Raw genomic sequence first — 25,599 nt, 5'->3', positions numbered from 1 at the left:
TAATCATGTCAGACATTCACACTGGCTTTGCCACACCACCGGCCACACTCGGTATTTTGATGGTAAAAACCCATTTTCGCCGCTATCTGGGCGATATTGGCAACCCCGGCACCTGGCCGTTTCCGGTACGCTATTGGGTGGTGGAAGAGGCCATCCCACAGCGGATGGGCCACCTCGATCAACACGATTTGCTGGAGCCGTTTAAACGTGCAGCGCAGGCCCTCATCGACGAGGGCGTTGATGGGTTGACCACCAGTTGCGGCTTCCTCTCCTACTATCAGCAAGAGTTGGCAGCCTGGTCGCCGGTGCCGATTGTCACCAGCAGCCTGCTGCAATATCCGCTGGTACAGCGCCTGCTTCCCGCTGGGAAAACACCGCTGATCTTGACCTTCGACGATCGCGCACTGCGCGGCGATTATCTGGAAAAAGTCGGTATCCCCAGCGATGCGCACGTGGTGGGGATGGCCCCGGATTCCGAGTTTGTGCGTTCAATTCGTGACGGAGACGACAGCGTCCCGTATGCTATTTTACAGCAAGAAGTGCTAGCCACCGCGCAGCAGGCGCTGGCGCGCTACCCGCAAACCGGGGCGTTGGTGCTCGAATGCACCAACCTGGCCCCCTTCAGCGCCACGCTGCATGCTCACTTTGGTTTGCCGGTATTCGACACCGTATCGTTGGTACGCTGGTTCTATAGCGCGCTGCAACCGCGCGCTTATGATGGGGGAGACAATTGGTGCCGGTAACAGGTTTTCATCAGGTAATCCCTTCATGACACAACGCTATGACGTTATCGTGATCGGCGGCGGCATCGTCGGCCACGCCATCGCTTATGGTTTGCAGCGCCAACACGCCCATACTGCGATTCTCGACGGCGGCGACACCGATTTTCGCGCCTCGCGCGGTAACTTCGGCCTGATTTGGGTGCAGGGCAAAGGCGTCAATTGTCCACCTTACAGCCAATTATCCTGCCTTGCCTCCACACGCTGGCCCGACTTTGCGCAGCGCCTACGCACTGAAACCGATATTGATTGCGGCTTGTCTCAGCCCGGCGGCATCAATTTCTGTTTGACGCCAGACGCTCTGGCCAGCGCCATACGCAATGTCAGTAAGCTGCAACAGGGCAATCCGGATTTTCGCTACGAGGTGTGGGATAACGCCACGCTGCGCCAGCATGTGCCTGAAGCATCACGCCACATAGCCGGTGCCATCTATTCGCCCCATGACGGCCATGTCAATCCGCTACTGACGCTGCGCGCACTGTCCTGCGCCTTTCAGGAGACGGGCGGGCACTATTTTCCGTCCCATCCGGTCAGTGAGATTGAAAGCCATCAGGACGGTTTCACCTTGCACACGCCGCAGGGCAAATGGCACGCCAAACGTATCGTGCTGGCCGCCGGGCTGGAAAATGCGCGCCTTGGGGCACAGGTCGATCTCTCTATCCCGATTGAACCGGTGCGCGGTCAGGTATTGGTGACCGAACGGCTGGCTCCTTTTCTGCGCTATCCCTCCAACCTGCTACGGCAAACGCAGGAGGGCACGGTGATGAGCGGGGACTCGCAAGAGCATGTCGGGTTTAACACTCAGACGCAGCCAGAGGTTCAACAGCAGATTGCCCAACGGGCAATACGCGCTTTCCCCTGTCTGGCCCACGCGCAAATTGTACGCACCTGGGGCGCGTTGCGAATCATGACGCCTGATGGTTTGCCGGTTTATGATGAATCCCGTCGCTACCCCGGCGCTTTTGCCGTCACCTGCCACAGCGGTGTTACCCTGGCAGCGCTGCATAGCGAGCTGCTCCCTGCGTGGATTTTAGGCGGTGCACTTCCTTCGCTTTTCGAGGTATTTCATGTCCAGCGTTTCCCGGTTCCAGCCGCTACCCACGGTTGATGCACCGCAAATCACCCTGTGGGTGAACGATGAGCCCATTACCGCACGCGCTGGCTGGACGCTGGCCGCCGCGCTGCTGGCAAACGGCATCACCACCACGCGCCATACTGCCATTGATCAGCAGCCGCGCGGCCCGTTTTGCATGATGGGCGTCTGCTTCGAATGTCGTGTCACGGTAGATGATATTCCCAACGTGCAATCTTGCATGACGCCAGTGCGTGACGGTATGCGAGTGACCCTGCCTCGGGGCCCGAGAGTGTTATCATGACCCAGACCACAACAGTGAATACCTGCGACCTGCTGATTATTGGCGCAGGCCCGGCCGGGCTGAAAGCCGCGCAGATCGCCAGCGCAGCAGGCTTGTCCGTCTGGCTGGCCGATGAAAATCCGTTACCGGGCGGTCAACTACTGCGACAGGTTACCCAGTCTCCGTTTGCCAACCCACAAACCCTGTTCGGCAAAGAGTACAGCGAACGCCGCAGCCTGGCAGACGTCGCCTTCTTACCCCACGTGCGCTATCTGGCGCGTACTGTCGTCTGGCAGGTGACGTCAGAGAAACAGGTCTATCTGCTGGAACAGAGCGAGTCCCCACGCCAGCATGTGGTGCAAGCCCGTTTTATTCTGCTAGCAACCGGCGCACAAGAGCGCAGCTTCCCGCTGCCGGGCTGGACATTGCCCGGTGCGATGACGGTGGGTGCCGCACAGCTGTTAATGAAATCAGCGGGATTGTTGCCCCCGGCGGACAGCATTCTGGTGGGCAACGGTCCACTGTTGTTGCTGTTCGCCGCGCAGGTGATCCGTGCGGGAGGCCGAATTCAAGCGGTGCTGGACACCACGCGCACGCAGGATTATCTGCGGGCGCTGCCTCGGTTGCCAAAAGCATTACGGCATACGTCACGCGATCTGTTCAAAGGCATCACACTGCTGCGCGAACTGCAACGCGCCAAAGTGCCTTATTATTCAGGCGTCACCGATATTGCCCTTGAAGGAGAAACGCAGGTCACCGCCGTGCGTTTTTCACATCGAGGCCATCCAATACAGCGCACTACCTCAACGGTATTGAGCCATATCGGGGTGATCCCAGCCACGCAGTGCGCCAATGCCCTCGGTTGTAAACTGGTTTGGGATGATGAGCAACATTACTGGCAGCCGGAAGTGGACGAACGTCAGGAAAGTAGTCAATCCGGCATCTATCTGGCGGGGGACGCGGGCGGCATTGAGGGGGGAGAAGCGGCAATACTCAGCGGACAGTTGGCCGCATTAAGCATTGTGCATGCAGCCGGCAAGCTCGCAGAAGATGACTATCAGCAACAACATACTGCACTGCGGCAACAGCGCGCCGCGCTGCGTTCGCTGCGCCCCTTTCTGGCAGCGCTTTACCCCATCCCCAAACAGGCACAAAAACCGCACGACGACGTGACCATCTGCCGCTGTGAACAGGTGAGCGCCGGGGAAATTCGTCAGGCCGCGCGCGCGGGTTGCATCGGCATGAATCAGTTGAAGGCATTTACCCGCTGCGGCATGGGCCCCTGTCAGGGACGGATGTGTGGGCACAACGCGGCGGTTATTCTGGCCGACACGCAGCAGCGCCACGTATCAGAAACCGGATACGCGCGCGCCCGTTTTCCCCTTAAACCTGTCACCTTGGCGCAATTGGCGCTCAGCAGTGACGATAGCGAGACATAAATAGTCGTCAGCGATTGACACGGTACGTTTGGACGCGGACAGTGCTGCGCCATCGGGTACGGCGCACAGGGTATAGGCGTTAAATCTCTTCAATACATTTATCGCCGATGACCTCGGCGATTTTCAATTGTGCGAACGCTTCTTTAATAAATTCGCACCGGTTCAATTTATCTGCATTACGTCCATGAATAAACGACACTTCGATAAGGGTACGGTAGTGACGATTATCCTCATCGAGCCACTCCTCCGTCCCTGCAATTTTATTATCTTTCACGGTGAGTCGATCGGCATAAAAACCGGAATATAAATAATAGCGACCACAATAATAATTATCGTGAGCCACACAAACGATATCCCAATATTGACTCAACAACGCGTTAACATCTTCCTTATTTCTATTACTGCCAAAATATAAAAAATAGGATCGCTTCACGCAATGTGCCTCTTGTTTTTTTAATCGCGTATTACACTGTGTGTTCAGTACCCGCAAACACGAAAACTGACGGGGTTGCCAATCAGTAGCCATGCAAAAAAGTATAATCGTATCAAGAGTATACACATATCACATGACGATTTTCTTGCATTTTCGCGGTGATTACCGCGATATGAAGCGGATTTTTACGAGGAAAGGTCGCTCAATGCCTGACGCCGATGAATTAACGTCATGGGAATAATGGCTCGCGCCAGCGGATTTTCTCCGTGCAAGGCGCGCTGCATCAGCGTAAATGCCTGCTCCGCCCAGGCGTCTTCATCCTGCCGCATTGACCAGAGATTATTGGCGAGAAAACCCAACATGGCGTGCTCATCGAAGGTGCCAATATTCATGTCGGCGGGGATTGCGCCATAACGTTCACGCAGCGCGCTCAGAACCCCTTCCAACACGGGCAAAGATGACGCGATAAAGGCTTTAGGCGCGTGGGCATGACGTGCAAGAAAGGTTTGCATCATGGCGACACCGTCTTCGCGGCGGTTGTGTTCGGCCTGCAAAATCCACTCCGCCGGCGCCTTGATGCCGTGTTGCAGCAACGCCTGCTGATACCCTTTCAGGCGCTCCTTTATCGCCGGCTGCCGAGTGTCTCCCGCCATAAAATAGAGCGGCTCATCGCAGAGTGTCGTCCCTTTGTCGAGGCTGCGTGCCAACATCGCCTGTGCCAGTTGAACACCGCCCTGCAAGTTATCACTCACTACCAGAGAAACGTCTTCTGCACCGAAATCACGGTCCAGTACCACCAGCGGGCGGTTGACCATTTTCACATGGTGCAGTTGTGTTTGACGCGAAGAGGGCACGACAAACAGGCCGTCCACGTTGCGTTGCAGCAGCGCGTCTACCAGTTTGTTTTCATACTTTGCATCGCTGTAGGTACAGCTGATCATCAACTGATAGCCTGCCGCCCGGCAGCGGATCTCCAACTTCTCCGCCAGCGTGGAAAAAAACGGGTTGGAGAGGCGGGGAATAATCAGACCCAGCGTGTCGGTTTTATTTAATTTCAGGCTGCGCGCCGTGTAGTTAACGGTATAACCATGCTCCGTCACATAGTGGGTTATCCGCTGCTGCGTCTTGGCGCTGATACGGTATTGCTCGGCTTTACCGTTCAGCACCAGCCGAACGGTGGTGATGGAGAGATTTAAATCATTGGCGATCTGCTCGACCGTTTTTGCCATAGTGAGATCCTGAATAACACTCCATCGCGAAGGGCGTTTCTCCGACGGGAAACGCCGCTCGCAGTATAACATCGCACTACCACGCGACCAATAATGCGCGAAGGTTTATACCCCCGGCTGATTACTCTGCGCGTCCTGCTTTTTTTTCAGCCCTTTTTGACGCCAGTTTTTCCACATCGGTGACACGATAGGCAGGAACAGGGTCAATACCGCAATCACAATGAACGTGGCACACACCGGGCGCGTAAAGAATATCGATACATCCCCTTGCGACATCATTAATGAGCGCCGCAGGTTGGTTTCTGCCAACGGGCCAAGGATGATACCAATCACAATGGGCGACATGGAGAAATCAAGCTTGATCAGGATGTAAGCCACCAGCCCGGCTCCCATCATGACGAAAACGTCAATCATGCTGTGGTTAACGGTGTAAGCGCCCACGGCGCACAGCAGCAAAATCACGGGCACCAGCAGCGTGCGCGGCACATCCATCACCTTAACGAACAGCTTCATGCCCATGAAGCCCAGCAATCCCATAAAGATATTCGCCATCATCAGGCCAATAAAAATGGTATTGACTTCAACTGGATGCTCAGTGAACAGCTGTGGCCCCAGCGCCAACCCTTGCACCAGAAACGCCCCCATGATGATGGCCGTCGCGCCATCGCCCGGAATACCCAACGTCATCAACGGCACCATACAGCCGCCCGAAACCGCATTGGCCCCGGCTTCAGGTGCGGATACGCCTTCCGGCGAACCTTTACCAAACTCTTCCGGGTGTTTTGACCAGCGTTTCGTTTCGTTATAGGCAATCCAAGATGAGATATCGCCGCCCACGCCGGGAATGGTGCCGATGCCAGTACCGATCACGGACGAACGCACCCAGGTCGGCAGGCAGCGTTTGAAATCAACCCAGCTCGGTAAAATACGGGTGATTTTCGCTACCGGTTTCTGCATGATGCCGCCTTCTCGGAAGTGCTCCTCGGTGCTGAGCAACCCTTGGGAAAAGGCGAACAAGCCAACCAGTACCGGAATAAATGAGATACCGCCCATCAGGTAGATGGAATCAAAGGTAAAGCGCATGCCGCTGGTCATCGGATCCAACCCAATCGTGGCGATCGCCAGCCCGATACCGCCGCCGATTAACCCTTTGATCATGGACTGCGATGAAACACTGGTAATGATACTGATACCGAAAATCGCCAGCGCAAAGTATTCCGGCGCAGAGAATCCGGTCGCAACGGTCGCCAGCATCGGCGCTATCACAATCAACGCGATAGTACTGAATATGCCGCCGAACAGCGATCCCATCGTGGACAGCCCCAGCGCGCGCCCGGCTTCGCCTCGCTTGGCCATCGGATAACCATCCAGCACGGTGGCGGCTGAGGCGGGCGTGCCCGGTGTACTGATCAGTATCGCGGTGATAGAGCCGCCATAAACGGCACCGCAATACACCCCTAGCAGAAGAAGAATCCCGCTCACCCCTTGGAAGGAGTAGGTCAGCGGTAATAACAATGCGATACCCATATTGACCGTCAGGCCGGGGATAATTCCGATCAGGATGCCCGCAAGCGCCCCGAGAAAAATCACGGCAATCGTGTCAAAGCTGAATACCACGGAAAACGCGGCAAGGACTTCGTTCATGATACTGCCCTTCTTTATGTTCGCTATGTTCGCTACAGGTTTGCTACACGCCAGCGCCTACGGAGATCATCTGGCTGAAAAGACCTGACGCTAGAAGCCCAAATCACTGAATTCTGCCGTCGGCAACGGCGAGTTGAACAGATAGGTGAAAAACAGGTAGACCGCCGTGACGATCAGCAGCGTGGAGAGTGCAACAAACCAGACACGCTTTTCTTTCATCAGCACCATGGTGCAGGGAATAAAAATCACTGCCGATATAATGAATCCTGCCCAGGCCATTACGATGCCATAACCCACCGCCAGCGCACCGATCAGGTAGGCCTTGCGCACATTCACCGATGAGAAATCGATGCTTCTGTCCGCCATCAAACGGTTTTTCAGCACCACACCCCATTGCAACACGCCTAACAGAATAAACAGGCACGCCAGCCCAAAGGGCCAATAACGCTCGCCCGGAACGCCATATTCATCAAACATCGACATATCACGGGACAGGAACAATATCAGCAGGCCAAACCCCAAGGAAAACAGGCCAACTAACACATCATATTTGCGCATAGCAATTCTCCCGCTTGTCGGCACCGGGCCGACAAGCGTATCGACAGCGTTATTTCTTCAGCGTATCGGCAATAAGCTGTTTGTAGAGCTCATCATCTTCACGCATCATGTTGTAAGCGTCCTGTCCGACAATAGTCACTGGCATGATGCCCTGCTTTCTCACCGCATCCTGATAAGCGGGGGTATTGACCACTTCGGTAAAGGCTTTCACCAGCTGTTCGGCCACTTCCGGCGGCACTTTCGCCGTGGTCGCCAGCACTGCCCAGGCGCGCATCTTGACGTTCACATCCAGCCCTAAGGCTTCTTTGATGGTCGGCACGTCAGGCACCAGTTCAAAGCGTTTCTCATCCATCACCGCCAGCACCTTGAGAATGCCAGCGTCAACCTGCGATTTCACCGCGCCCGGCGTGGTCAGCACCGCATCAATGTGCCCACCAATCAGCGCAGCAATCGATGGTCCGGTGCCTTCGTTATAGGGAATGTGGTTGAATTTGGTGCCGGTGGTTTTCTCGATGTTCACCGCGGCAAGATGGTAAATCGCGCCCATGCCAGAGTTACCCACCTTGAGCTTGCCCGGCTGCTGCTTAGCAGAATCGATAAATGCTTGCAGCGTGTCAAAGCCCGCATCGGCACGCACCACGATAGCGACCGGGTCGGCGATGGTGGTGGCCAGCGGGGTGAAATCTTTATAGGTGACCGGTGATTTGTTCTGGTGCGGGAACATCGCCAGTTCTACCGTGGTCATCACCAGTTTATAACCGTCCGGTTTCGCTCGGGCGACTTCAATCAACCCAGTGATACCGTTGCCTGCCGGTTTGTTTACCGGGACAAAAATCACCCCTTTCGGCAAATGATCCTTGGAAAATTCAATCAGGGTTCTGGCAGAAGTGTCAGTACCACCGCCGGGGTTTTTAGGAATAACCACTTCGATGTTTTTCTTGGCATAGCCGATCGTCGAGGGTTCCGCGAACGCCTGGTTCGCGCAGAACGGCATCATTGACGCCAAAAGCAGGAGCAAGGTCTTCTTCATTGTATTCTCCGTTCTTATTGGTAGGGTCGGATAAAAAGGGATAACTTACTGCATAATGTTGATTTTCTGATAAATGATGTTGGTTCGGTTCCAGGTATATGTGATGTGAAGCGCATTTTCCTGGCAAACGATCGCCGGATAAGAAAATTCGCCGTTCTCCGTTTCCAGTGCGCCCGCCATTTCCCACTGTTCACCGTTATCGCGGGAAACCGCCACCGACAGCGGATAACGCTGGTTCCAGTTTCCGGTGATCGGGTTAAACACCAGCACCAGACTGCCATCCGGTGTGCGTACCACATCGATCCCGCTGTTATTGTTCGGTAAAGCCGTGGCGTAGGCGGAACGCCAATGCCTGCCGTAATCGTCTGAATCACTGCGGTAAACCTGTCCACGGGTACTGCGCATCAGCACATGCACGTGGCCCGGTGACGACTCCCACGCTGTCGGTTGAATCACGCCGTCCCACTGGAACACGCGGTTCAGGTCATTCTCCCACAGCGCATTCTGCTGCAATCCCTGCCAAAGCGGCTGTTCTTCGCTCGCGGCCGGAGCCTGATGTTGTAAAGGAATCGCGGCTTTCTGCCACGATAAGCCGCGATCGGCGCTGATATCGACAAAAGCATCCCAATAGCGCTCATCCTCCACCGATCCCGGTGCCAGCCATTCGCCGTTCGACATCACCAGCAGCTTGTTCTTCACCGGACCGCGCGGTAACGCATCGTTTTCCACTAACGCCGCCGGCGTGGAACAGCTCACGCCGCCATCGTCAGACACAGCAACCCGCGTCAACCAATGGTGCACATCCGGGCCCACCTTATAAAACAGCCAGAGCCGCCCGGCTTGCCAGTGCAACACCGGATTCCAGTGGGCCAGCCCCGGTTCAGCAATCGCCCGCTGTGGCGGTAACCACGTGCCCTGCTCACGGCGTGACAGCCAGATGGCGGTGTCGCCAGCGCCCTCTTTGGTGCCGGCAAAGTAGGCCACAACCACTGTATCCTGCGGCAGCAAGGCCAGGGTAGACGCATGGCAATTGGCGAAATCGCGTTGATCCGCAGGCAACAGCGCTTCTCGCGTCAGTGTGGTCAGCATCAGCATCTCCTTTTATGGCTTCGTTACACGCTGGCCCAACGATTCTCCCAGGCGCATCATGCTATCAATGGCGGCCGGGAAGAAGGTGGAGGCATAACCCGCGCTGTTACGCACTCGGCAAGCATGGGTCGCAAAATTCCCCACCTGCTGCTGGAAGTATTTGGCGCAGGCCGGGTAATCAAGGTGTTCCGCCAACGCCGCTGTCGCCAGATAATCTGCTAATGCCTGCGCCTGTTCCGGGTGGGTGCGCCAGTTTTCATACAGCCAGACATAAAGCTGCGGATGAAAATTCGCCATCACGCCGCTATAAGCCTGACAGCCAGCCTGGAACGAGGCCAACAGCGTCTGGCTATTGGCGTTCGCCAGGTGCAGGCGGCTACCCTGTGACAGCGCCAGACGGCGACGGATGGTGGGTAAATCACAGCAGGTATCTTTGATAAAGGTGTAACGCTGACTCTGCGCACACCAGGCAACCGTCTCGTCTGACAACAAGCGTTTATAAGGATACGGACATTCGTAAATCCCCAGATCCACTGACGTGGGTAACTGCGCGGTCAAGGTTTGCAGCGCCTGCAAGGCCTGCTCGTCGGATTCGCCCTGCAACGCCAGACGGTTACTGATGAGAATCAGGCCATCCACGCCGCTCTGGGCTACGCCGTTAAGTTGATCAACCTGCTGTGCCACGCTGTTGGCCGTATGGCCAGAGGCCACCACCGGCACACGCCCATCCACCTGTTGCACAATAAAGCGCACCAGTTGCTGTGTTTCACGATCGCTCAGGAAAAACATCTCACTGGATTGGCAAGCGGCAAACAGACCGTGAACCCCCGCCGCCAGATACCATTCGATCAGGCGAGCCAGTGAGTCATAATCAATTTCCCGCTTCTCATCAAACGGCGTCAGCATTACGGGCCAAATGCCGACATACTTTTGCTGTGCATCCTGTTTCTGGGCCATGGCGATTCTACCTTAACGAATTATAATTTTTAGCGTTTTCCCCGGTATTGCCCGGCGCATACCGAGAGGTAGCGCCGGGATAAACCCCACAGGCGAGAGCCACAAACGCCGAGCATGCTCTCGCCTGACAACCTGTTATTTTGACAGTAACTGCCAGGCATCCCCGGCGGTATAAACCTTGATATTCTGCGTCAGCGCCCGAGCCACGAAGGCTTGCAGCACTTCCGGCAGCAATGCCTCGTCAACATAGGCGATGGTCAGGTGGTTACTCTGGTGCCCAGCCATCAGGTCATTGCGGCTCACGCCATCCAACACGGCATTGAGCAGCGGCCACTCGTAGTTGGTGGCGCGGCGGCGGCGCTCGAACTCCCCTTCGGGCAGCTCAACACCGGTACCGGTGCCAATATGCATCACCACCTGGGTGCCCTCATAGTGCGCGCGCGCCCAGATAAAGCGTCCGGCTTTACCCTGTCCGGCAATGGTCGAACCGCCGTACGGGAAGAACATGGCAGGCTGGCGATACCCGGTGGCCCCGGCAATACCGCCCTTAAGGTGAGCAAACGGCACCGCACCGGAGATTTCCAAATCCCAGTAGAAGGTGCCCTGATAGTCGCTTCCCCAGCGAATATCATGCAGTGTGGTTTCTGCTGGTAGCCCCAAACCTTCGAGCAGTTGTCCCAACATCACCTGCGGAATGGCACTGCCCATATCCACTTCATTCACGCAAGGAATAGCGCGATCGGGCCAAATGGTGTCACCGTTTTCATCAGGGATCGGGAAACGCTCCTGATTACCGATGGCGCCTTCCGCGAAATCAGAGGCCGCACAGCTGTCTTTCAGACCCTGCTGATACTGCACACCAACGGCTGAAAGCCCAAAGCGTTTCACAAAACGCGCCATCGCAATCATCATGGCGCATTGTTCAAGCACCTGTTCGCGCGTCAGTTCACGGCGGCCGTCTTCACCAAACTGGAACTGCATGCCACGCACTTCATACCATGCCAGACACGCTTCACGCAGCGCGGGCGGGACTTTTGCCATCTCCACCAGCAGCGCCGACTGCGACAGGGATTCCACCGGAATGCCAATATCCACCATCGCTTTAAGCGGGAATACTCCATTGATCATCCCCATACAGAAGGTATCAAACAGCCCGACAATCGCCTTGTGACGTAAAATATGTTCCCCCACCTGACGACCGATCTGTCCCGCTTCGCTGGCAACCACCGGATGAGTCGGTGCAACCGGACGCAGATAGTCGGTTTTGTGGCTGACCGCACCATCGCGCAGCCAGGTTTCCAGACCTTGATGGAAGAACGCGTCATCAAAGGTTTCTGACCACAGGCGTGAGAACGGGCGCTCCAGACTGGTCAGGCATCCCGCCATACACAGCATCCCCACCAGTCCCGGCCAGGTGCCATCAAAGTTTGCCAGCAGCAGAATCGGGCCACGGTGATGCACCAGCGATGGCGCGATGTGGTGGGAATACTGCCACGCCGTCAGTAGCACAATTACCGGTGCGTCCGGATCAATGGCGGCGAACAGATCGCTCCCCTCTTTCTGGCTGCTGATAAAGCCGTGACCGCGTTCATTATTCACCGCGTGCGCACGCTTCATCTGATAACCCAGTTTTTTCAACGCCACCCCCAGACGCGCTTCATAGTCACGCTGTGTCGGCCAGCAGGTCACATTAGCGGGCTCGCGCAGGTCGGCGTTGGTCACCAACAGCACCTCATTTGCCTGTGCGCTAAGGGTGGCGGGGGAAGGGGGGAGATGTAATTTCAACATGTTCTGCTCCTGATTCAAATAAACGCTCTCGAGGCTGCCGCCGCGCGACAGCACCCGGTTAATCCTGCATCAGCCGTTGTGCGCGCTGCACATCGTCATACATCTGGAGATAGACGCCATATTTAGCCGCATGGAACGCACCGTACTGCGGATCTGTAGCAATGGTCGCGCCAGCGCGCACCAGCGCCGCCGCCGCTTCCGGTAGTGTCGGGTAACATTCCGCCGCCACTGCCCCCAGCAACGCCGCACCGAGCGTGACCGCATCTTCTTCGCTCGCCAGATGAATATCGCAACCCGTGATATTGGCGTATTCCCGCAGCCAGAGCGGGTTCTTGGTGGCCCCACCGCACATCACCACGCGGGTAATCTGATGCCCGGCCTGATTCATGCTGTCGATGATATGGCGCGTACCGTAGGCAATGGCTTGTAAGGTGGCGAGATAGAGCCGCGCCAGCGCATCCGGCCCGTGTTCCAGCGTCAACCCGTAGACCGCGCCGCGCGCGTGTGGGGTGGCGCGCGGTGAACGATTACCATGATGGTCAGCCAGCACGTGCAAATGGCGGGTCGGGAAGGGCTCACGCTGCTCAAGATCGTCCACCCAGTGGTTCAAAAGGGTATAAACACTGATGCCCTGCTGTTCGGCTTGCTGTTGCGCGTCGGTCCAGCTCGCGTGTTGACGTAGCGTCCATTCCACCAGTGCTCCGGCGGCACTTTGTCCGCCTTCACTCAGCCAGCCGTTGAGCAACCTCGCCCCCCAGTAGGGTCCCCAGACGCCGGGCACCATCACCGGCTCACGATTCACCAGCATATGGCAGTTAGATGTACCGCTGATCAGCGCCAGGCTACCCTCGGGCTGACTGCCCACCAGCGCCAACCCGCCCGCATGGGCGTCGATCATGCCGCTGGCGACAGCGACATCGGTGTTCAAGCCGCACGCCAGCGCCACATCAGGCTGTAACTGTCCGGCTTTGACGCCCAGATCCAAAATAGTGGTGGGAATTTTTTCGGGCAAATCATCAAGACCGACGGCCTGTAACAACGGCTGACTGAAACGCTGTTCATGCGCCAGGTAGTTCCATTTGCAGGTCAGGGTACATACGCTGGCAACATCCGCGCCGGTGGCGTGCCATACCAGATAATCCGCCAGATCGAACAGCCGCCAGGCCTGGCGATAACGCTCAGGGAAATGGCGCTTGAGCCACAGCACTTTTGGCAGTTCCATCTCGATACTGACTTCACCACCGACATAGCGCAGCGCGTCATCGCCGGTCGCATTGATGTCAGCGGTTTCCTGCGCCGCGCGGTGATCCATCCACATGATGATGTCGCGCGTGGCGTCCCCGTCTTCAGCGACGGAAATACGCTGCCCTTGTGCGCCCACCACCACCAGCGAGCAGGTGGCATCAAAACCAATAGAACGCACGCGCTGCGGCGCAACACCGGACAGCGCGACCGCTTCTTTGATAACCGCGCAGACGTTCTGCCAGATCTCAGCAGAAGATTGTTCAACCACATTGGCGCGAGGATGGAACTGGCTAATAGGACGGACGGCAAACGCTAACCGCTGGCCACGACTGTCGAAGACACCGGCCCTGACGCTGGCAGATCCGACATCCACGCCGATAAAGCACGCGGAGCTCACTGAAGAGGGGTTAACTCCTTTTTCAATAACGGTTTTTCCGCTGAAATCTGCGTTAGTCATTGCGTTAACCTCATTGCTAACTCGAGTTAGCAATCTATTTCAAGGTAAACACAGACTCAACGGGTTTCGCCCTGATTTGTGAGATTGATCAGGGTGCAAAAAATAACCGATTGAAAGTAATCAGGTTAATTTTGATAAGTGCTAACAATTGGATAACAAAACCGTGTCTGTTGGTAAGGTACGGCACTGGCATCAGTGCGGCGGTACGCATAAGACAAAAATCCTGAAACCAACACTGTCAGCGACATGAAACAAGATAGAAAAGAAAAACCATTACAAGCCACCTCATCATCGGCATAACCACAGTGATAAATATCACAGATAACAATACAAACAGCATCAAATGTTAATCAAATAAACAGAGATAATGATTGCGACGAATAATGAAAAGAAAAGCAAGATAATGTAAATAAGATACAGCAAAAACACATAAATTTATGATTAATAACAATAAAATAAAACTCACCCATAAAAAACAATTTCAAATTTATTGAAAGAGTTCCTCAACAACATCCGTTTTTTATTTTTTTAGCATGGGCGTAACATTCCCCTCATCGAAAGACATGGTCTTTCAACAACACATTCAAAAACAGGATAAGACATCATGAAAAACGTAAAAACCATCGCTGCTGCTGCCGTACTTGCTTCCCTTTCCTTTGGTGCTTTTGCTGCTGAAAGCGTTAGCGCTCAACAAGCCACTAAATACCAGGAATTCGGCGTCATTTCCGTAAGCGGTGCGCATGACCTGAGTTCACTTCAGGAACAACTGGCTGAAAAAGCTGATAAAGCAGGCGCGAAAGCCTTCTCTATCACCAACACCACCGGTAGCGACCTGCTGCGCGGCACGGCGATTATCTACAAATAATCACCTGCGATAGCCCAAAAAAAGGCGCTTCTCCGTGAGGAAAAGCGCCTTTTTTTATAACCAGAAAAACTCAGTTCGTTGTTTTCAGAACAAATTTTTCAATCGCGTAGGCCACACCGTCTTCCGTATTGGGACGGGTGACAAACTGGCTGATCGCCTTGACCTCATCAATGGCGTTCCCCATGGCAACCCCAGTGCCCGCATAGCTAATCATGGCCAGATCGTTTTCATGATCGCCAATCGCCATCACGTTTTCCGCTGTCAGTCCAAGATACTCCGCCAGCAAACGCACACCCTCGCCTTTGTTAACCCGCTTATCCATAATTTCTAAATAGTAGGGGGCGCTCTTGATAATGGTGTAACGCGCTCGCGCTTCGTCAGGAATATGGCGAATCGCGTTATCCAGAAGCTCTGGCTCATCAATCATCATCACTTTCGGGAAGGTCAGCGTGCTGTCCATCTCCTCAACGGCCCGGTATTTCAACGGCATGCCTGTCAGGTGAGATTCATAAACGGTATAGCGACTGATGTCTTTATTGGCGGTATAGACGGTGTTGAAGTCTAACGCGTGCAGGTGCACGTTCAAGGTGCGGGAAAGCGCTTCGCAGTAGAGATAATCGTCAAAGCTCAGCGGCGTTTGCGCCACACATTCTCCGGTATCGGTACGCTGAACCAACGCGCCATTGTTGGTAATGCAATAGCCGTCGGTTTTATCCAGCCCAAGTATCTCCAGATAGCGTTTTACGCCAATAAAGGGCCGCCCGGTCGCCAGCACCACGTGCACTCCCTGATTCCGCGCCGCCGCAATCGCCGCACTTACTGCGGGCGAAATCTGGTGTTGCGGGTTAAGCAACGTGCCATCCATATCAATTGCAATCAGCTTTATCGTCATGCTTCATCCTGCCGTAATGGTTTTTTTGCATGCTAACGCGAGTTATCGCCGTGAGCCAGTGAAGGATAAAGATTTACGGAGTTCTGCCGATGATCATGCTGTGATCCTTATCACATAAAACAGACTTTTGCATGAAGGGATACAGCGTAAAAATGAAAATTAACCTATTGATTTTTGAACACTAAATTAGATTTCTGACAAAATAGCTATCCCAGGGAGGATAACCACCATGTCTAAATCCCTACAGCCTTATGCGCCACCCGCGCCTGCTACGCCTCTCTCACACAGCGCGCTTCATGCTCAAGCACCGCACACCCCTTTTGAAAATAAAAAAAAGACGCTCTCGACGCGCATGCTCATGCTGTTGGCAGGTATCGTGACTATCGGCCTTGGTTTTGCTATCACCATCGGTTTATTGATTTGGCAGTCGACACAGCAACAAAAAAACGATGCACAGCAGTATCTGGCCCAAAGCGCCTATACCAATAGCTATCTGGTGCAACGCAAACTGGATCTGGCGTTAACGGTGGCACGCAATCTGGGGCAAAGCGTACTCAGCCTGCGCAATAGTGGCCACGCCGATCGCGACATGGCGGACACCCTGCTGAGAAATGCACTGCAAAATAACCCTGATTTTCTGTCAATGTCGCTGGCATGGGAACCGAACGCCTTTGATGGCAACGATGCGCAATTTGCCGGACAACCCGAGCACGATCCGAACGGCCGCTATGTGCGCTATGTCGATCGCGACACGGCGGGCACCGTGGTGCTGCACAATCTGACTGACTATGAAACCCCCGGCAGCGGCGACTACTATCTACTGCCGCGCAAGATGAAACAGGAGGTGATTCTTGAACCCTACAGCTACCCCTATAATGGCGTAGAGGTGCTGCTCACCTCGATAGCGGTGCCTATCGTGGTTGACGGCACCTTTCTTGGCTCGGTAACGGCAGATTTTTCATTGGATACGCTGCAACAGCTTATCAATGCCATCAAGCCCTATAAAGGCACCGGTTACGCCGAGTTGTTATCACAATCTGGTGCCTATATCGCCTACCCCGATAAGGCGCAGGTGACCAAACCCGCCGCCCATGCTGACAGCCTGCTAAAATCAGCGTCTGAAGGGGTCTCGATACGCACCAGCGCGGAAAACCCGGTATTCAAAACGGCATCCTACGACCTCACCATTCCGGTGACCATTGGTAACACCGGCACGCCGTGGATATTGGGGCTGTCGGCTCCCATTGATGCCGTGCTTGCCGAAACGGAGCGCCAGCGCAATATCGCGTTACTGCTGATGATCATCAGCATTGTTGTAGTCTCTGCCGCACTGGGCGTCATCTTTACACGGAAAGTGTTGCGCCCCATCGGTGGCGAACCGGCAGAAGCGGCACGCATCGCGTTGTCCGTGTCCAATGGGCAACTCACCAACACCATCCCGGTGCAGCCCAAGGACACCCGCAGCCTGTTCTATGCGATTCACACCATGCAAAATCAGTTGCGCGATATCGCTCAGCAATTGCTGACCACCAGCGAATCGGTGAGTCTTGCCGCCACAGAAATCGCCGCAGGCAATATCGACCTGAGCTCACGTACCGAACAACAGGCAGCCGCATTACAGCAGACAGCCGCCAGCATGGAGCAGATCACCGCGACGGTAAAACTGAATGCCGACAATGCGCACAGTGCCACCGCACTGACGCAAAACGCGACCGACATCGCTCAGCAGGGAAATACCATCGTAGGGCAAGTCGTCAGCATCATGGATGATATTGACGACAGTTCACGTAAAATCGCCGACATTACCAGCATAATTAATGGCATTGCCTTCCAGACCAACATTCTGGCACTGAATGCGGCGGTGGAGGCCGCCCGTGCGGGCGAGCAAGGGCGTGGCTTTGCCGTGGTCGCCAGTGAAGTCCGCAATCTGGCACAACGCAGCGCCGCAGCGGTGAAAGACATCACCGCGCTGATCGGAGAATCTTCTTCGCGCGTTAAAAATGGCGTCGAACTGGTACAGAGTGCCGGTCACACCATGGAAAAGATGTTGGATGCCATCGCGTCGGTTAAAACCATCATGGATGACATCGTTGCCGCATCCGATGAACAATCACGAGGAATCAGCCAGGTAACGCAAGCCGTGCATGAAATGGACGGTGTTACCCAGCAGAATGCCGCACTGGTGCAGGAAGCTACCGCCGCCGCCGCCTCGCTGGATGAACAGGCGCGACAACTGGCGCTCACGGTAAAAGTGTTTCGTTTGTCCTGATCGGACACAGGCAGGCCGAGCCCCCTCGGTCTGCCTGAGGTCAAAAACCACGCGCGAGAAAGTGCGAAAAACACAAACAATATGTTACGCTTGTCTTAACTTCGCCCTCTGGACGTGATCTCGCCGCTTTCCACTTAGCAGCGCCACTCAACGCCCGCATTGATGTCGTAACACAAACATGAAAACGATGAAACTTCCTCTGCTCGCCCAGATCTCCTGTGCGCATTTGGTCAGCCATTTTCACATCATGGTGCTACCGGTGCTGATCCCGTTGCTGTCTGCCCAACGCGGTATCAGCTTCGTTGAACTTGGGTTGGCGATCAGCGTCTTCAACATCGTCTCCGCCTGCGTGCAAACGCCCATCGGCTTTGCCGTGGACCGTATCGGCGCGCGACGCACGTTGGTTGCCGGACTGACGCTCGGTAGTCTGAGCTTTATGTCGCTTGGGCTAACGCCGCACTACCTCTGGTTGCTGATCGCGATGGGGTTCGCCGGTGTGGCTAACGCGGTTTATCACCCGTCAGATTATGCCTTGCTCTCGCGTGGCATTGATGACAAACGCATGGGGCGTGCGTTCTCGATCCACACGTTCTCTGGCTTTTTGGGCAACGCCATTACGCCGGGCATTTTGCTCGCGGTGGCAGCGTGGCTCAGCATTAACGCCGCCTTTATTGTTTCTGGCGTGGTGGGATTACTGGTTGTCGTGATGCTGCTGATGCATAAAGACGAGCCGACGCGGCTCAAATCAACGGCCCCCAAAAGCGGTGCCGCCCCAGCACAAACCAGCGCTCGCGCGCTGTTTTCACTGCCCATCATGGCGCTGCTGGGTCTCTTTTTGATGCTGAGCCTGAGCACTAACTCGATCCAGAACTTCTCGGTCACCGCCTTGGTCACCGGCTACGATCTGCCCTTATCCGATGCCAATGCGGTGCTGACCGCATTTTTGTTTGCCAGCGCTTTTGGCGTGCTGGCGGGCGGCGTGCTGGCGGGCGGCGCACTGGCCGATAAAACCGAGCGCCACGGTCTGGTCGCCACTGGTGCATTGGCCGTCACCGCCGTACTGGTGGCAATTGTCGCTATCTATCCGTTGCCAGCCATGGTGCTGGTGCCACTGCTGGCGGCCGCGGGATTTCTCTCCGGCATGATCGCCCCTTCGCGGGATATGCTAGTGCGCGCGGCATCGCCGAAAGGCGCAGAAGGACGGGTGTTTGGTATTGTGTCCACCGGATTCAATATCGGTGGGGCTGCGGGTCCCGTGCTGTTCGGCTGGTTGCTGGATAATGGTCATCCCCATGCCATTTTCTGGTCTGCGGTCATTTTCATGCTGATCACCGCCGCTATCACGCTGGTGCAGGAAATGCGGGCCAGCAAGCGTCGCGCCGCCGCCGCCGCCTGACCACTAAAAAAAACCGCCGCGTAGCTCAGGCTGCGCGGCGGTTGTTTGTTTCACTACACCCTATTCGATATCCATCATCAGATATCAATGTTAGCGGCTTTCAACGCGTTCTCTTCGATAAAGGCACGGCGCGGCTCAACCGCATCACCCATCAGCGTAGTAAACAGCTCATCCGCCGCCATGGCGTCTTTAACGGTCACGCGCAGCATGCGACGGCTTTCCGGATCCATGGTGGTTTCCCACAACTGCTCCGGGTTCATTTCGCCCAGACCTTTGTAACGCTGGATGTTCAAACCACGGCGTGACTCTTTCACCAGCCACTCCAGCGCTTGTTCAAAGCTGCTAATCGGCTGTTTGCGCTCACCGCGTTCGATGTACGCCCCCTCTTCGAACAGGCCACGCAGCTTCTCACCCAGCAGTACGATTTTGCGGTATTCGCTGCCACGCACAAAGTTGGCATCCAGCACATAATCGGTATCTACCCCGTGTGTACGCACGCGCAATACCGGTTCGGCAAACTCTGGGTTATCGCTCAACGTTCCGCTGTAGCTGCTGCCGTGCACATCGTCTTCATTGAGGGTTTTTACCAACGTCGCCAGCCAGTTTTCTACTTTGGCACGGTCTTGTAGATGGTCTTCTGTCAGCGTGTCCTGGTAAATCAAGGCATTCAACAACGCACGCGGATAACGACGTTCCATACGATCGATCAAGCGCTGTACGCCGTGGTGATCTTTCACCAGCAGTTCCACTTGTTCGCTTTGCAACGCAGGTGCCTGAGCATTGATGTGCAGCGCCGATCCATCCAGTGCCAGTGCAATCTGATACTGGTCCATCGCTTCATCATCTTTAATGTACTGTTCTTGCTTGCCTTTCTTCACCTTGTACAGCGGTGGCTGGGCAATAAAAACGTGACCACGTTCGATGATTTCCGGCATCTGACGGTAGAAGAAGGTCAGCAGCAGCGTACGAATGTGCGCACCATCGACGTCGGCATCGGTCATGATGATGATGTTGTGATAACGCAGCTTATCTGGGTTGTATTCATCGCGGCCAATGCCACAACCCAGCGCGGTGATCAGCGTGCCCACTTCCTGAGAAGAGAGCATCTTGTCAAAGCGCGCTTTCTCCACGTTAAGGATTTTACCTTTCAGCGGCAGAATGGCCTGATTCTTACGGTTACGCCCCTGCTTGGCAGAGCCACCCGCCGAGTCCCCTTCCACCAGGTAAAGTTCAGACAGCGCCGGATCGCGTTCCTGACAATCCGCCAGCTTGCCCGGCAAGCCAGCCAGATCGAGCGCCCCTTTGCGTCGTGTCATTTCACGAGCCTTGCGGGCCGCTTCGCGCGCGCGCGCTGCATCAATAATTTTGCCGACCACGATTTTGGCATCACCCGGGTTTTCCATCAGGTAATCGACCAGACGCTCGTTCATCAGCGATTCCACCGCGGTTTTCACCTCGGAAGAGACCAGTTTATCTTTGGTCTGAGAGGAGAATTTCGGGTCCGGTACTTTCACCGACACCACGGCAATCAGCCCCTCACGCGCATCGTCACCGGTCGCGCTGACTTTGGCCTTTTTGCTGTAGCCTTCTTTTTCCATGTAGCTGTTCAGCGTACGGGTCATCGCACCACGGAAACCGGCCAGGTGTGTGCCACCATCGCGCTGCGGAATGTTGTTGGTAAAGCAGTAAATATTTTCCTGGAACCCATCGTTCCACTGCATGGCAATTTCGACGCCGATATCGTCTTTTTCTGCGCTGAAATAGAACACCTGCGGATGAATCGGCGTCTTGTTGCGGTTCAGGTAGTCAACAAACGCCTTGATGCCGCCTTCATAGTGGAAGTGATCGGCCTTACCCTGCTCACGTTCGTCACTGAGACGGATGGAAACACCCGAGTTCAGGAACGACAGTTCACGCAGGCGCTTGGCCAGAATTTCGTATTCGAAATCAGTCACGTTGCTGAAGGTTTCCATGCTCGGCCAGAAACGCACGGTGGTACCGGTGCGTTCAGTGTCACCGACTACGGCCAGCGGCGCCTGTGGCTCACCGTGGCGATAAATTTGGTGGTGAGTCTTACCCTCACGATAAATGGTCAGTTCCAGCTTTTCAGACAGGGCGTTGACCACGGAAACCCCTACGCCGTGCAGACCGCCGGACACTTTATAGGAGTTATCGTCAAACTTACCGCCGGCATGCAGCACGGTCATGATCACTTCGGCCGCAGAGACACCCTCTTCTTCATGAATACCGGTAGGAATACCACGGCCATCATCCTGCACCGAAACCGAGTTATCTTTATGAATGGTAATAACAATGTCTTTGCAGAAGCCTGCGAGCGCTTCGTCGATAGCGTTGTCCACAACCTCGAATACCATGTGATGCAGGCCTGTGCCGTCATCCGTATCACCGATGTACATACCCGGGCGTTTACGTACCGCATCCAGCCCTTTCAATACTTTTATACTTGAGGAGTCATAAGAATTCGACATCAACGTTTCTCGCTCATTTTAGTCCTGTAATTGAACCGTTATTTTACCCTGTTCCACGCGGAACATCTTGCCCTTTTCACCGATCATGTCATCTATCTGTTCAGCGCTGATCGCGCTGACAAATACCTGAGCCTCGGTAGCTTTTAACCGTTCAGCCAACAAACGGCGGCGGGTACTGTCCAGTTCGGAAGCAAAATCATCTATCAGATAAATACACTTGGCAACGCTATGGCGAGTGAGGAACTCCCCCTGCGCCAATCGCAACGCACACATCAATAACTTCAACTGTCCACGCGACAGCATATCCTCCACCGCAACGCCGCCTGCACGGATACGAAAATCCGCTTTGTGCGGCCCCAGTGCGGTATAGCCCAACTGCCGGTCGCGCTCAAACTGCCGTTCCAGCAGTTCGGCATAGTCGCTCTCTTTGTCCCAGCCGCGCTGGAAAGAGAAGCTCAACGAAAACTCCGGCAAAAACTGCGCGCAGGTCGCGGTAATGTCTGCGGTGATCGCAGCGGTATACTCCGCCCGCCAGGCGCTGATGCGCTCGGCCAGCGGAATAAGTTCCTGATCCCAGGCACGCAGTTGACGATACTGCCCCATCTGACGCAACGCGGCATTACGCTGGCGCAATAACCGTTTCAGGTTGCTCCAGGCCGCGAAAAAGCCGGGCTCATGGTGGAAACAGCCCCAATCGAGAAAGGCACGGCGGTATTTTGGTCCACCGTTGAGCAGCGTGAAACCCTCCGGCGTGATGAGCTGAATCGGCAGTAACTGCGCCAGATCCGCCACCTTGTGACCATCGCTGCCATCAATACGTACGGTACTGTCGCCCAGCCGGTTTTTACTCAGACCTATCGAGCGTTCGCGCTCCATACCCTCCAACCGACCATGCAGAATAAATTCGGGCTGTTCATGCCGAATCACGCGCGCCGCCTGGATAGAGCGAAACGCACGACCGTGCCCCAACGTGTAGATGGCCTCCAGCACGCTGGTTTTTCCGCTGCCATTCTCCCCCACCAAAAAATTGAATCCGGGGATGAGCGCCAAATCGGCAGAGACGATATTACGGAAATCTTTAATCAGAAGGCGGGTGAGAGCCATGGACAACCAGATCCTGTACGCGACAACCTGCACAAATGCCGACGGCAAGCGTCGGCATTCACGCAAAAAAGAGGGCAGACCACGCGCGTCCTACTACAGACGCATCGGCATGACAACGTATGCCGCCGCCTTGCTGGCACCGTCTTCAATCTGCACGCTAGAGACAGAATCGGTCAGCAGCAAACGGACATCTTCGCACTTCAACGCATTCAACACATCCAGCACGTAGCTGACGTTAAAGCCGATTTCCATTTCCGTGCCGTTGTACTGCACGTCCAGAATCTCTTCCGCTTCTTCCTGCTCCGGGTTATTCGCGGTAATTTTCAACTGATTTTCAATCAGGTGCAGGCGCACACCGCGAAACTTTTCGTTTGACAGGATCGCCGCACGCGCAAATGCCTGTTTCAGCAAATCGCAGCTCGCTTCCAGCGCCTTGTCCGGGTTTTTCGGCAATACGCGGCGGTAGTCAGGAAAACGCCCATCAACCAGCTTGGACGTAAAGATGAAATCCCCGACGTGGGCGCGAATGTTGTTGGTGCCGATCTGTAACTGCAATGGCGTATCACCACCGTCCAGCAGTCGCAGCAGCTCAATCACCCCTTTACGCGGCACGATCACCGAGTGGGACGGCAGCGACTGACCAATCGGCATGGCGCATACCGCCAGACGGTGGCCGTCGGTCGCGACGGTGCGCAGCTCTTCCCCTTCGGTTTCAAACAACATGCCGTTGAGATAATAGCGCACGTCTTGATGCGCCATAGAGAACTGCGTGGCTTCAATCAGACGTTTCAGCGTCGCCTGCGGCAACGAGAATGCCACTTCGCTCTGCCAGTCATCCAGGTTCGGGAAATCAGACGCCGGGAGCGTGGAAAGAGAGAAACGGCTACGTCCGGAACGCACCAGCATCCGGTCGCCTTCCAGCGTGATGGTAATTTCTGCACCGTCCGGCAAGCCACGGCATATATCAAACAGTTTACGCGCAGGCACCGTGGTCGCACCGGGTTCATGGGCCTGAGACAGGGGGATCTTCGCCACCATCTCCATTTCCAGATCGGTGCCGGTCAGCGACAATGCGCCGTCCGTCACTTGCAACAGCAGATTGCCCAGGATAGGCAATGTGGGACGGCCACCTAACGGGCCGCTCACCTGTTGTAACGGTTTTAGCAGATGCTCGCGTTCAATAATGAATTTCATAATATTATGAAGATAATGTTCTGATTAAATTAGAGAAATCTTCCTTGATGTCGTGGCTTTCCTCACGCAGCTGCTCAATCTTGCGGCACGCATGCAGCACGGTGGTATGGTCACGACCGCCAAACGCATCACCAATTTCCGGTAAGCTGTGGTTTGTCAGCTCTTTTGCCAGCGCCATCGCCATCTGGCGCGGACGTGCCACCGATCGGGATCGCCGTTTGGACAGCAGATCGGCGACTTTGATCTTGTAGTACTCCGCGACCGTCTTTTGAATATTGTCGATGGTCACCAACTTTTCCTGCAACGCCAACAGATCGCGCAACGCTTCGCGCACGAAATCAATGGTAATGGCGCGGCCGGTAAAATTGGCGTTCGCGATCACGCGGTTCAGTGCACCTTCCAGCTCACGCACGTTAGAGCGCAGCCGCTTGGCAATAAAAAAGGCCACTTCACCCGGCAGACGAATATCATTTTCATCCGCTTTTTTCATCAGGATCGCCACGCGCGTTTCCAGTTCCGGCGGTTCGATCGCAACCGTCAATCCCCAGCCAAAGCGTGATTTCAGACGATCCTCTACCCCATTGATCTCTTTTGGATAACGATCGGAGGTCAGGATGATTTGCTGATTGCCTTCCAGCAACGCATTGAAGGTGTGGAAAAACTCCTCCTGGGAGCGCTCTTTGTTGGCAAAAAACTGAATATCATCGATCAACAAGGCATCGACGGAACGGTAATAGCGCTTAAATTCTTCAATCGCATTGTTCTGTAAGGCTTTGACCATATCCTGTACAAAGCGTTCAGAATGCATATAGACCACTTTGGCATTTGGCTTACGCGCAATAATGCCATTACCCACCGCGTGCAGCAGGTGGGTTTTCCCCAAACCGGTGCCACCGTAAAGAAACAGGGGATTATAGGCTCCGCCAGGGTTGTCAGCGACCTGACGCGCCGCCGCGCGCGCCAGTTGGTTAGACTTACCTTCAACGAAGTTGTCGAACGAATGCTTCGGATTGACGTTGGAACGGTAGGTATGCTCCGTTTGCGTCGCCGGTGTGTCCCAACTGGGACGCACGGGTGCCTGCCTGACCGGCTGTACTGCCGCCTGCGGGCTGGCAGGCTGGCTGGCCGCCACCGCAGCCAGCGGCTTGCTGCCCACTTCAAAACGCAGCAAAGGCGCATCCATACCGCAGAAATCGTTCAGCAGGCCATTAATGTTATTGAGGTACTTGTCTCTTACCCAATCCAGCACAAAACGGTTTGGCGCATAGAGCGCCAACGTGTTGTCGTTCAGTTCCGCCTGTAACGGACGTATCCACATGCTGAATTCTGTGGCAGGTAACTCATCCTGCAAACGGGCAAGACACTGCTGCCAAAGCGAAAGTGACAC

At 55.2% G+C, this 25,599-nt stretch carries 21 protein-coding genes; 7 read left to right on the top strand and 14 right to left on the bottom strand.

The window, feature by feature from the left end:
* Positions 1 to 5: 5 nt before the first annotated feature.
* The 4 genes from K6K13_RS00105 to K6K13_RS00090 are packed head-to-tail and all read left to right on the top strand — an operon-like array spanning position 6 to position 3,573.
* Positions 6 to 743 carry an aspartate/glutamate racemase family protein gene (locus tag K6K13_RS00105; RefSeq protein WP_222159020.1) on the top strand — a complete coding sequence of 246 codons (738 nt, stop codon included), beginning with the start codon at positions 6 to 8 and terminating at the stop codon, positions 741 to 743.
* A 25-nt stretch (positions 744 to 768) separates the two neighbouring features.
* On the top strand, positions 769 to 1,887 hold the full coding sequence (locus tag K6K13_RS00100) for an NAD(P)/FAD-dependent oxidoreductase (RefSeq protein WP_222159019.1): 1,119 nt from the start codon (positions 769 to 771) through the stop codon (positions 1,885 to 1,887).
* Positions 1,847 to 2,155 (top strand): (2Fe-2S)-binding protein, encoded by a 309-nt coding sequence (locus tag K6K13_RS00095; RefSeq protein WP_222159018.1) that lies wholly within the window; start codon positions 1,847 to 1,849, stop codon positions 2,153 to 2,155. The genes K6K13_RS00100 and K6K13_RS00095 overlap by 41 nt, the downstream gene beginning before the upstream one ends.
* Positions 2,152 to 3,573, top strand: coding sequence for an FAD/NAD(P)-dependent oxidoreductase (locus tag K6K13_RS00090; protein ID WP_222159017.1), 1,422 nt, complete (start codon positions 2,152 to 2,154; stop codon positions 3,571 to 3,573). The genes K6K13_RS00095 and K6K13_RS00090 overlap by 4 nt, the downstream gene beginning before the upstream one ends.
* A gap of 79 nt (positions 3,574 to 3,652) precedes the next feature.
* Here K6K13_RS00090 and K6K13_RS00085 read toward each other — a convergent pair whose 3' ends face one another.
* The 9 genes from K6K13_RS00085 to K6K13_RS00045 form a co-directional block, all read right to left on the bottom strand.
* Positions 3,653 to 4,006 carry a hypothetical protein gene (locus K6K13_RS00085; RefSeq protein WP_222159016.1) on the bottom strand — a complete coding sequence of 118 codons (354 nt, stop codon included), beginning with the start codon at positions 4,004 to 4,006 and terminating at the stop codon, positions 3,653 to 3,655.
* A gap of 185 nt (positions 4,007 to 4,191) precedes the next feature.
* A complete protein-coding gene (locus tag K6K13_RS00080; RefSeq protein WP_222159015.1) occupies positions 4,192 to 5,235 on the bottom strand; it encodes a LacI family DNA-binding transcriptional regulator in 1,044 nt (347 codons plus the stop codon).
* Positions 5,236 to 5,340: 105 nt separating this feature from the next.
* The gene (locus tag K6K13_RS00075; protein ID WP_222159014.1) at positions 5,341 to 6,879 is read right to left on the bottom strand and encodes a tripartite tricarboxylate transporter permease; all 1,539 of its coding nucleotides are present in this window, start codon (positions 6,877 to 6,879) and stop codon (positions 5,341 to 5,343) included.
* A gap of 90 nt (positions 6,880 to 6,969) precedes the next feature.
* Positions 6,970 to 7,437, bottom strand: a complete 468-nt coding sequence (locus K6K13_RS00070; RefSeq protein ID WP_222159013.1) for a tripartite tricarboxylate transporter TctB family protein — start codon at positions 7,435 to 7,437, stop codon at positions 6,970 to 6,972.
* A 49-nt stretch (positions 7,438 to 7,486) separates the two neighbouring features.
* Positions 7,487 to 8,467, bottom strand: a complete 981-nt coding sequence (locus tag K6K13_RS00065; protein WP_222159012.1) for a tripartite tricarboxylate transporter substrate binding protein — start codon at positions 8,465 to 8,467, stop codon at positions 7,487 to 7,489.
* Positions 8,468 to 8,512: 45 nt separating this feature from the next.
* A complete protein-coding gene (locus K6K13_RS00060) occupies positions 8,513 to 9,559 on the bottom strand; it encodes a sialidase family protein (protein ID WP_222160909.1) in 1,047 nt (348 codons plus the stop codon).
* Positions 9,560 to 9,568: 9 nt separating this feature from the next.
* A complete protein-coding gene (locus K6K13_RS00055) occupies positions 9,569 to 10,513 on the bottom strand; it encodes a dihydrodipicolinate synthase family protein (RefSeq protein ID WP_222159011.1) in 945 nt (314 codons plus the stop codon).
* Between the two features lie 135 nt (positions 10,514 to 10,648).
* A complete protein-coding gene (locus K6K13_RS00050; protein ID WP_222159010.1) occupies positions 10,649 to 12,301 on the bottom strand; it encodes a signal transduction protein in 1,653 nt (550 codons plus the stop codon).
* A gap of 58 nt (positions 12,302 to 12,359) precedes the next feature.
* Positions 12,360 to 13,943 (bottom strand): FGGY-family carbohydrate kinase, encoded by a 1,584-nt coding sequence (locus tag K6K13_RS00045; RefSeq protein ID WP_222160908.1) that lies wholly within the window; start codon positions 13,941 to 13,943, stop codon positions 12,360 to 12,362.
* A gap of 664 nt (positions 13,944 to 14,607) precedes the next feature.
* Here K6K13_RS00045 and bhsA point away from each other — a divergent pair.
* Positions 14,608 to 14,868, top strand: coding sequence for a multiple stress resistance protein BhsA (bhsA, locus tag K6K13_RS00040; protein ID WP_222159009.1), 261 nt, complete (start codon positions 14,608 to 14,610; stop codon positions 14,866 to 14,868).
* 70 nt (positions 14,869 to 14,938) lie between these two features.
* Here bhsA and yidA read toward each other — a convergent pair whose 3' ends face one another.
* A complete protein-coding gene (gene yidA / locus K6K13_RS00035; RefSeq protein ID WP_222159008.1) occupies positions 14,939 to 15,760 on the bottom strand; it encodes a sugar-phosphatase in 822 nt (273 codons plus the stop codon).
* A 352-nt stretch (positions 15,761 to 16,112) separates the two neighbouring features.
* Between yidA and K6K13_RS00030 the strand changes: the two genes are divergently transcribed.
* Together K6K13_RS00030 and K6K13_RS00025 are read left to right on the top strand one after the other, a co-directional pair.
* Positions 16,113 to 18,029 carry a methyl-accepting chemotaxis protein gene (locus K6K13_RS00030; RefSeq protein WP_222160907.1) on the top strand — a complete coding sequence of 639 codons (1,917 nt, stop codon included), beginning with the start codon at positions 16,113 to 16,115 and terminating at the stop codon, positions 18,027 to 18,029.
* 178 nt (positions 18,030 to 18,207) lie between these two features.
* Positions 18,208 to 19,425 carry an MFS transporter gene (locus K6K13_RS00025; RefSeq protein ID WP_222159007.1) on the top strand — a complete coding sequence of 406 codons (1,218 nt, stop codon included), beginning with the start codon at positions 18,208 to 18,210 and terminating at the stop codon, positions 19,423 to 19,425.
* 77 nt (positions 19,426 to 19,502) lie between these two features.
* Here K6K13_RS00025 and gyrB read toward each other — a convergent pair whose 3' ends face one another.
* The 4 genes from gyrB to dnaA all read right to left on the bottom strand — a co-directional run bounded on the left by gyrB (position 19,503) and on the right by dnaA (position 25,599).
* Complete coding sequence (gene gyrB, locus K6K13_RS00020) at positions 19,503 to 21,914, bottom strand: DNA topoisomerase (ATP-hydrolyzing) subunit B (RefSeq protein ID WP_222159006.1); 2,412 nt, start codon at positions 21,912 to 21,914, stop codon at positions 19,503 to 19,505.
* A gap of 18 nt (positions 21,915 to 21,932) precedes the next feature.
* Positions 21,933 to 23,018, bottom strand: a complete 1,086-nt coding sequence (recF, locus tag K6K13_RS00015) for a DNA replication/repair protein RecF (RefSeq protein ID WP_222159005.1) — start codon at positions 23,016 to 23,018, stop codon at positions 21,933 to 21,935.
* Between the two features lie 93 nt (positions 23,019 to 23,111).
* Positions 23,112 to 24,212: a DNA polymerase III subunit beta gene (dnaN, locus tag K6K13_RS00010; RefSeq protein WP_222159004.1), complete on the bottom strand. Its 1,101-nt coding sequence runs from the start codon at positions 24,210 to 24,212 to the stop codon at positions 23,112 to 23,114.
* Positions 24,213 to 24,216: 4 nt separating this feature from the next.
* Positions 24,217 to 25,599 carry a chromosomal replication initiator protein DnaA gene (gene dnaA, locus K6K13_RS00005; RefSeq protein ID WP_222159003.1) on the bottom strand — a complete coding sequence of 461 codons (1,383 nt, stop codon included), beginning with the start codon at positions 25,597 to 25,599 and terminating at the stop codon, positions 24,217 to 24,219.

The organism is Symbiopectobacterium purcellii (assembly GCF_019797845.1).
Classification (GTDB): Bacteria; Pseudomonadota; Gammaproteobacteria; order Enterobacterales; family Enterobacteriaceae; genus Symbiopectobacterium; species Symbiopectobacterium purcellii.
This window is presented reverse-complemented; position numbering and strand designations above follow the sequence as displayed.

Excerpts from the sequence above, each read along its gene's own strand:
- K6K13_RS00105 (WP_222159020.1), top strand. The coding sequence starts at position 6 with ATGTCAGACATTCACACTGGCTTTGCCACACCACCGGCCACACTCGGT.
- K6K13_RS00100 (WP_222159019.1), top strand. The coding sequence starts at position 769 with ATGACACAACGCTATGACGTTATCGTGATCGGCGGCGGCATCGTCGGC.
- K6K13_RS00095 (WP_222159018.1), top strand. The coding sequence starts at position 1,847 with ATGTCCAGCGTTTCCCGGTTCCAGCCGCTACCCACGGTTGATGCACCG.
- K6K13_RS00090 (WP_222159017.1), top strand. The coding sequence starts at position 2,152 with ATGACCCAGACCACAACAGTGAATACCTGCGACCTGCTGATTATTGGC.
- K6K13_RS00080 (WP_222159015.1), bottom strand. The coding sequence starts at position 5,235 with ATGGCAAAAACGGTCGAGCAGATCGCCAATGATTTAAATCTCTCCATC.
- K6K13_RS00075 (WP_222159014.1), bottom strand. The coding sequence starts at position 6,879 with ATGAACGAAGTCCTTGCCGCGTTTTCCGTGGTATTCAGCTTTGACACG.
- K6K13_RS00070 (WP_222159013.1), bottom strand. The coding sequence starts at position 7,437 with ATGCGCAAATATGATGTGTTAGTTGGCCTGTTTTCCTTGGGGTTTGGC.
- K6K13_RS00065 (WP_222159012.1), bottom strand. The coding sequence starts at position 8,467 with ATGAAGAAGACCTTGCTCCTGCTTTTGGCGTCAATGATGCCGTTCTGC.
- K6K13_RS00055 (WP_222159011.1), bottom strand. The coding sequence starts at position 10,513 with ATGGCCCAGAAACAGGATGCACAGCAAAAGTATGTCGGCATTTGGCCC.
- K6K13_RS00050 (WP_222159010.1), bottom strand. The coding sequence starts at position 12,301 with ATGTTGAAATTACATCTCCCCCCTTCCCCCGCCACCCTTAGCGCACAG.
- bhsA (WP_222159009.1), top strand. The coding sequence starts at position 14,608 with ATGAAAAACGTAAAAACCATCGCTGCTGCTGCCGTACTTGCTTCCCTT.
- yidA (WP_222159008.1), bottom strand. The coding sequence starts at position 15,760 with ATGACGATAAAGCTGATTGCAATTGATATGGATGGCACGTTGCTTAAC.
- K6K13_RS00030 (WP_222160907.1), top strand. The coding sequence starts at position 16,113 with ATGCTCATGCTGTTGGCAGGTATCGTGACTATCGGCCTTGGTTTTGCT.
- K6K13_RS00025 (WP_222159007.1), top strand. The coding sequence starts at position 18,208 with ATGAAAACGATGAAACTTCCTCTGCTCGCCCAGATCTCCTGTGCGCAT.
- gyrB (WP_222159006.1), bottom strand. The coding sequence starts at position 21,914 with ATGTCGAATTCTTATGACTCCTCAAGTATAAAAGTATTGAAAGGGCTG.
- recF (WP_222159005.1), bottom strand. The coding sequence starts at position 23,018 with ATGGCTCTCACCCGCCTTCTGATTAAAGATTTCCGTAATATCGTCTCT.
- dnaN (WP_222159004.1), bottom strand. The coding sequence starts at position 24,212 with ATGAAATTCATTATTGAACGCGAGCATCTGCTAAAACCGTTACAACAG.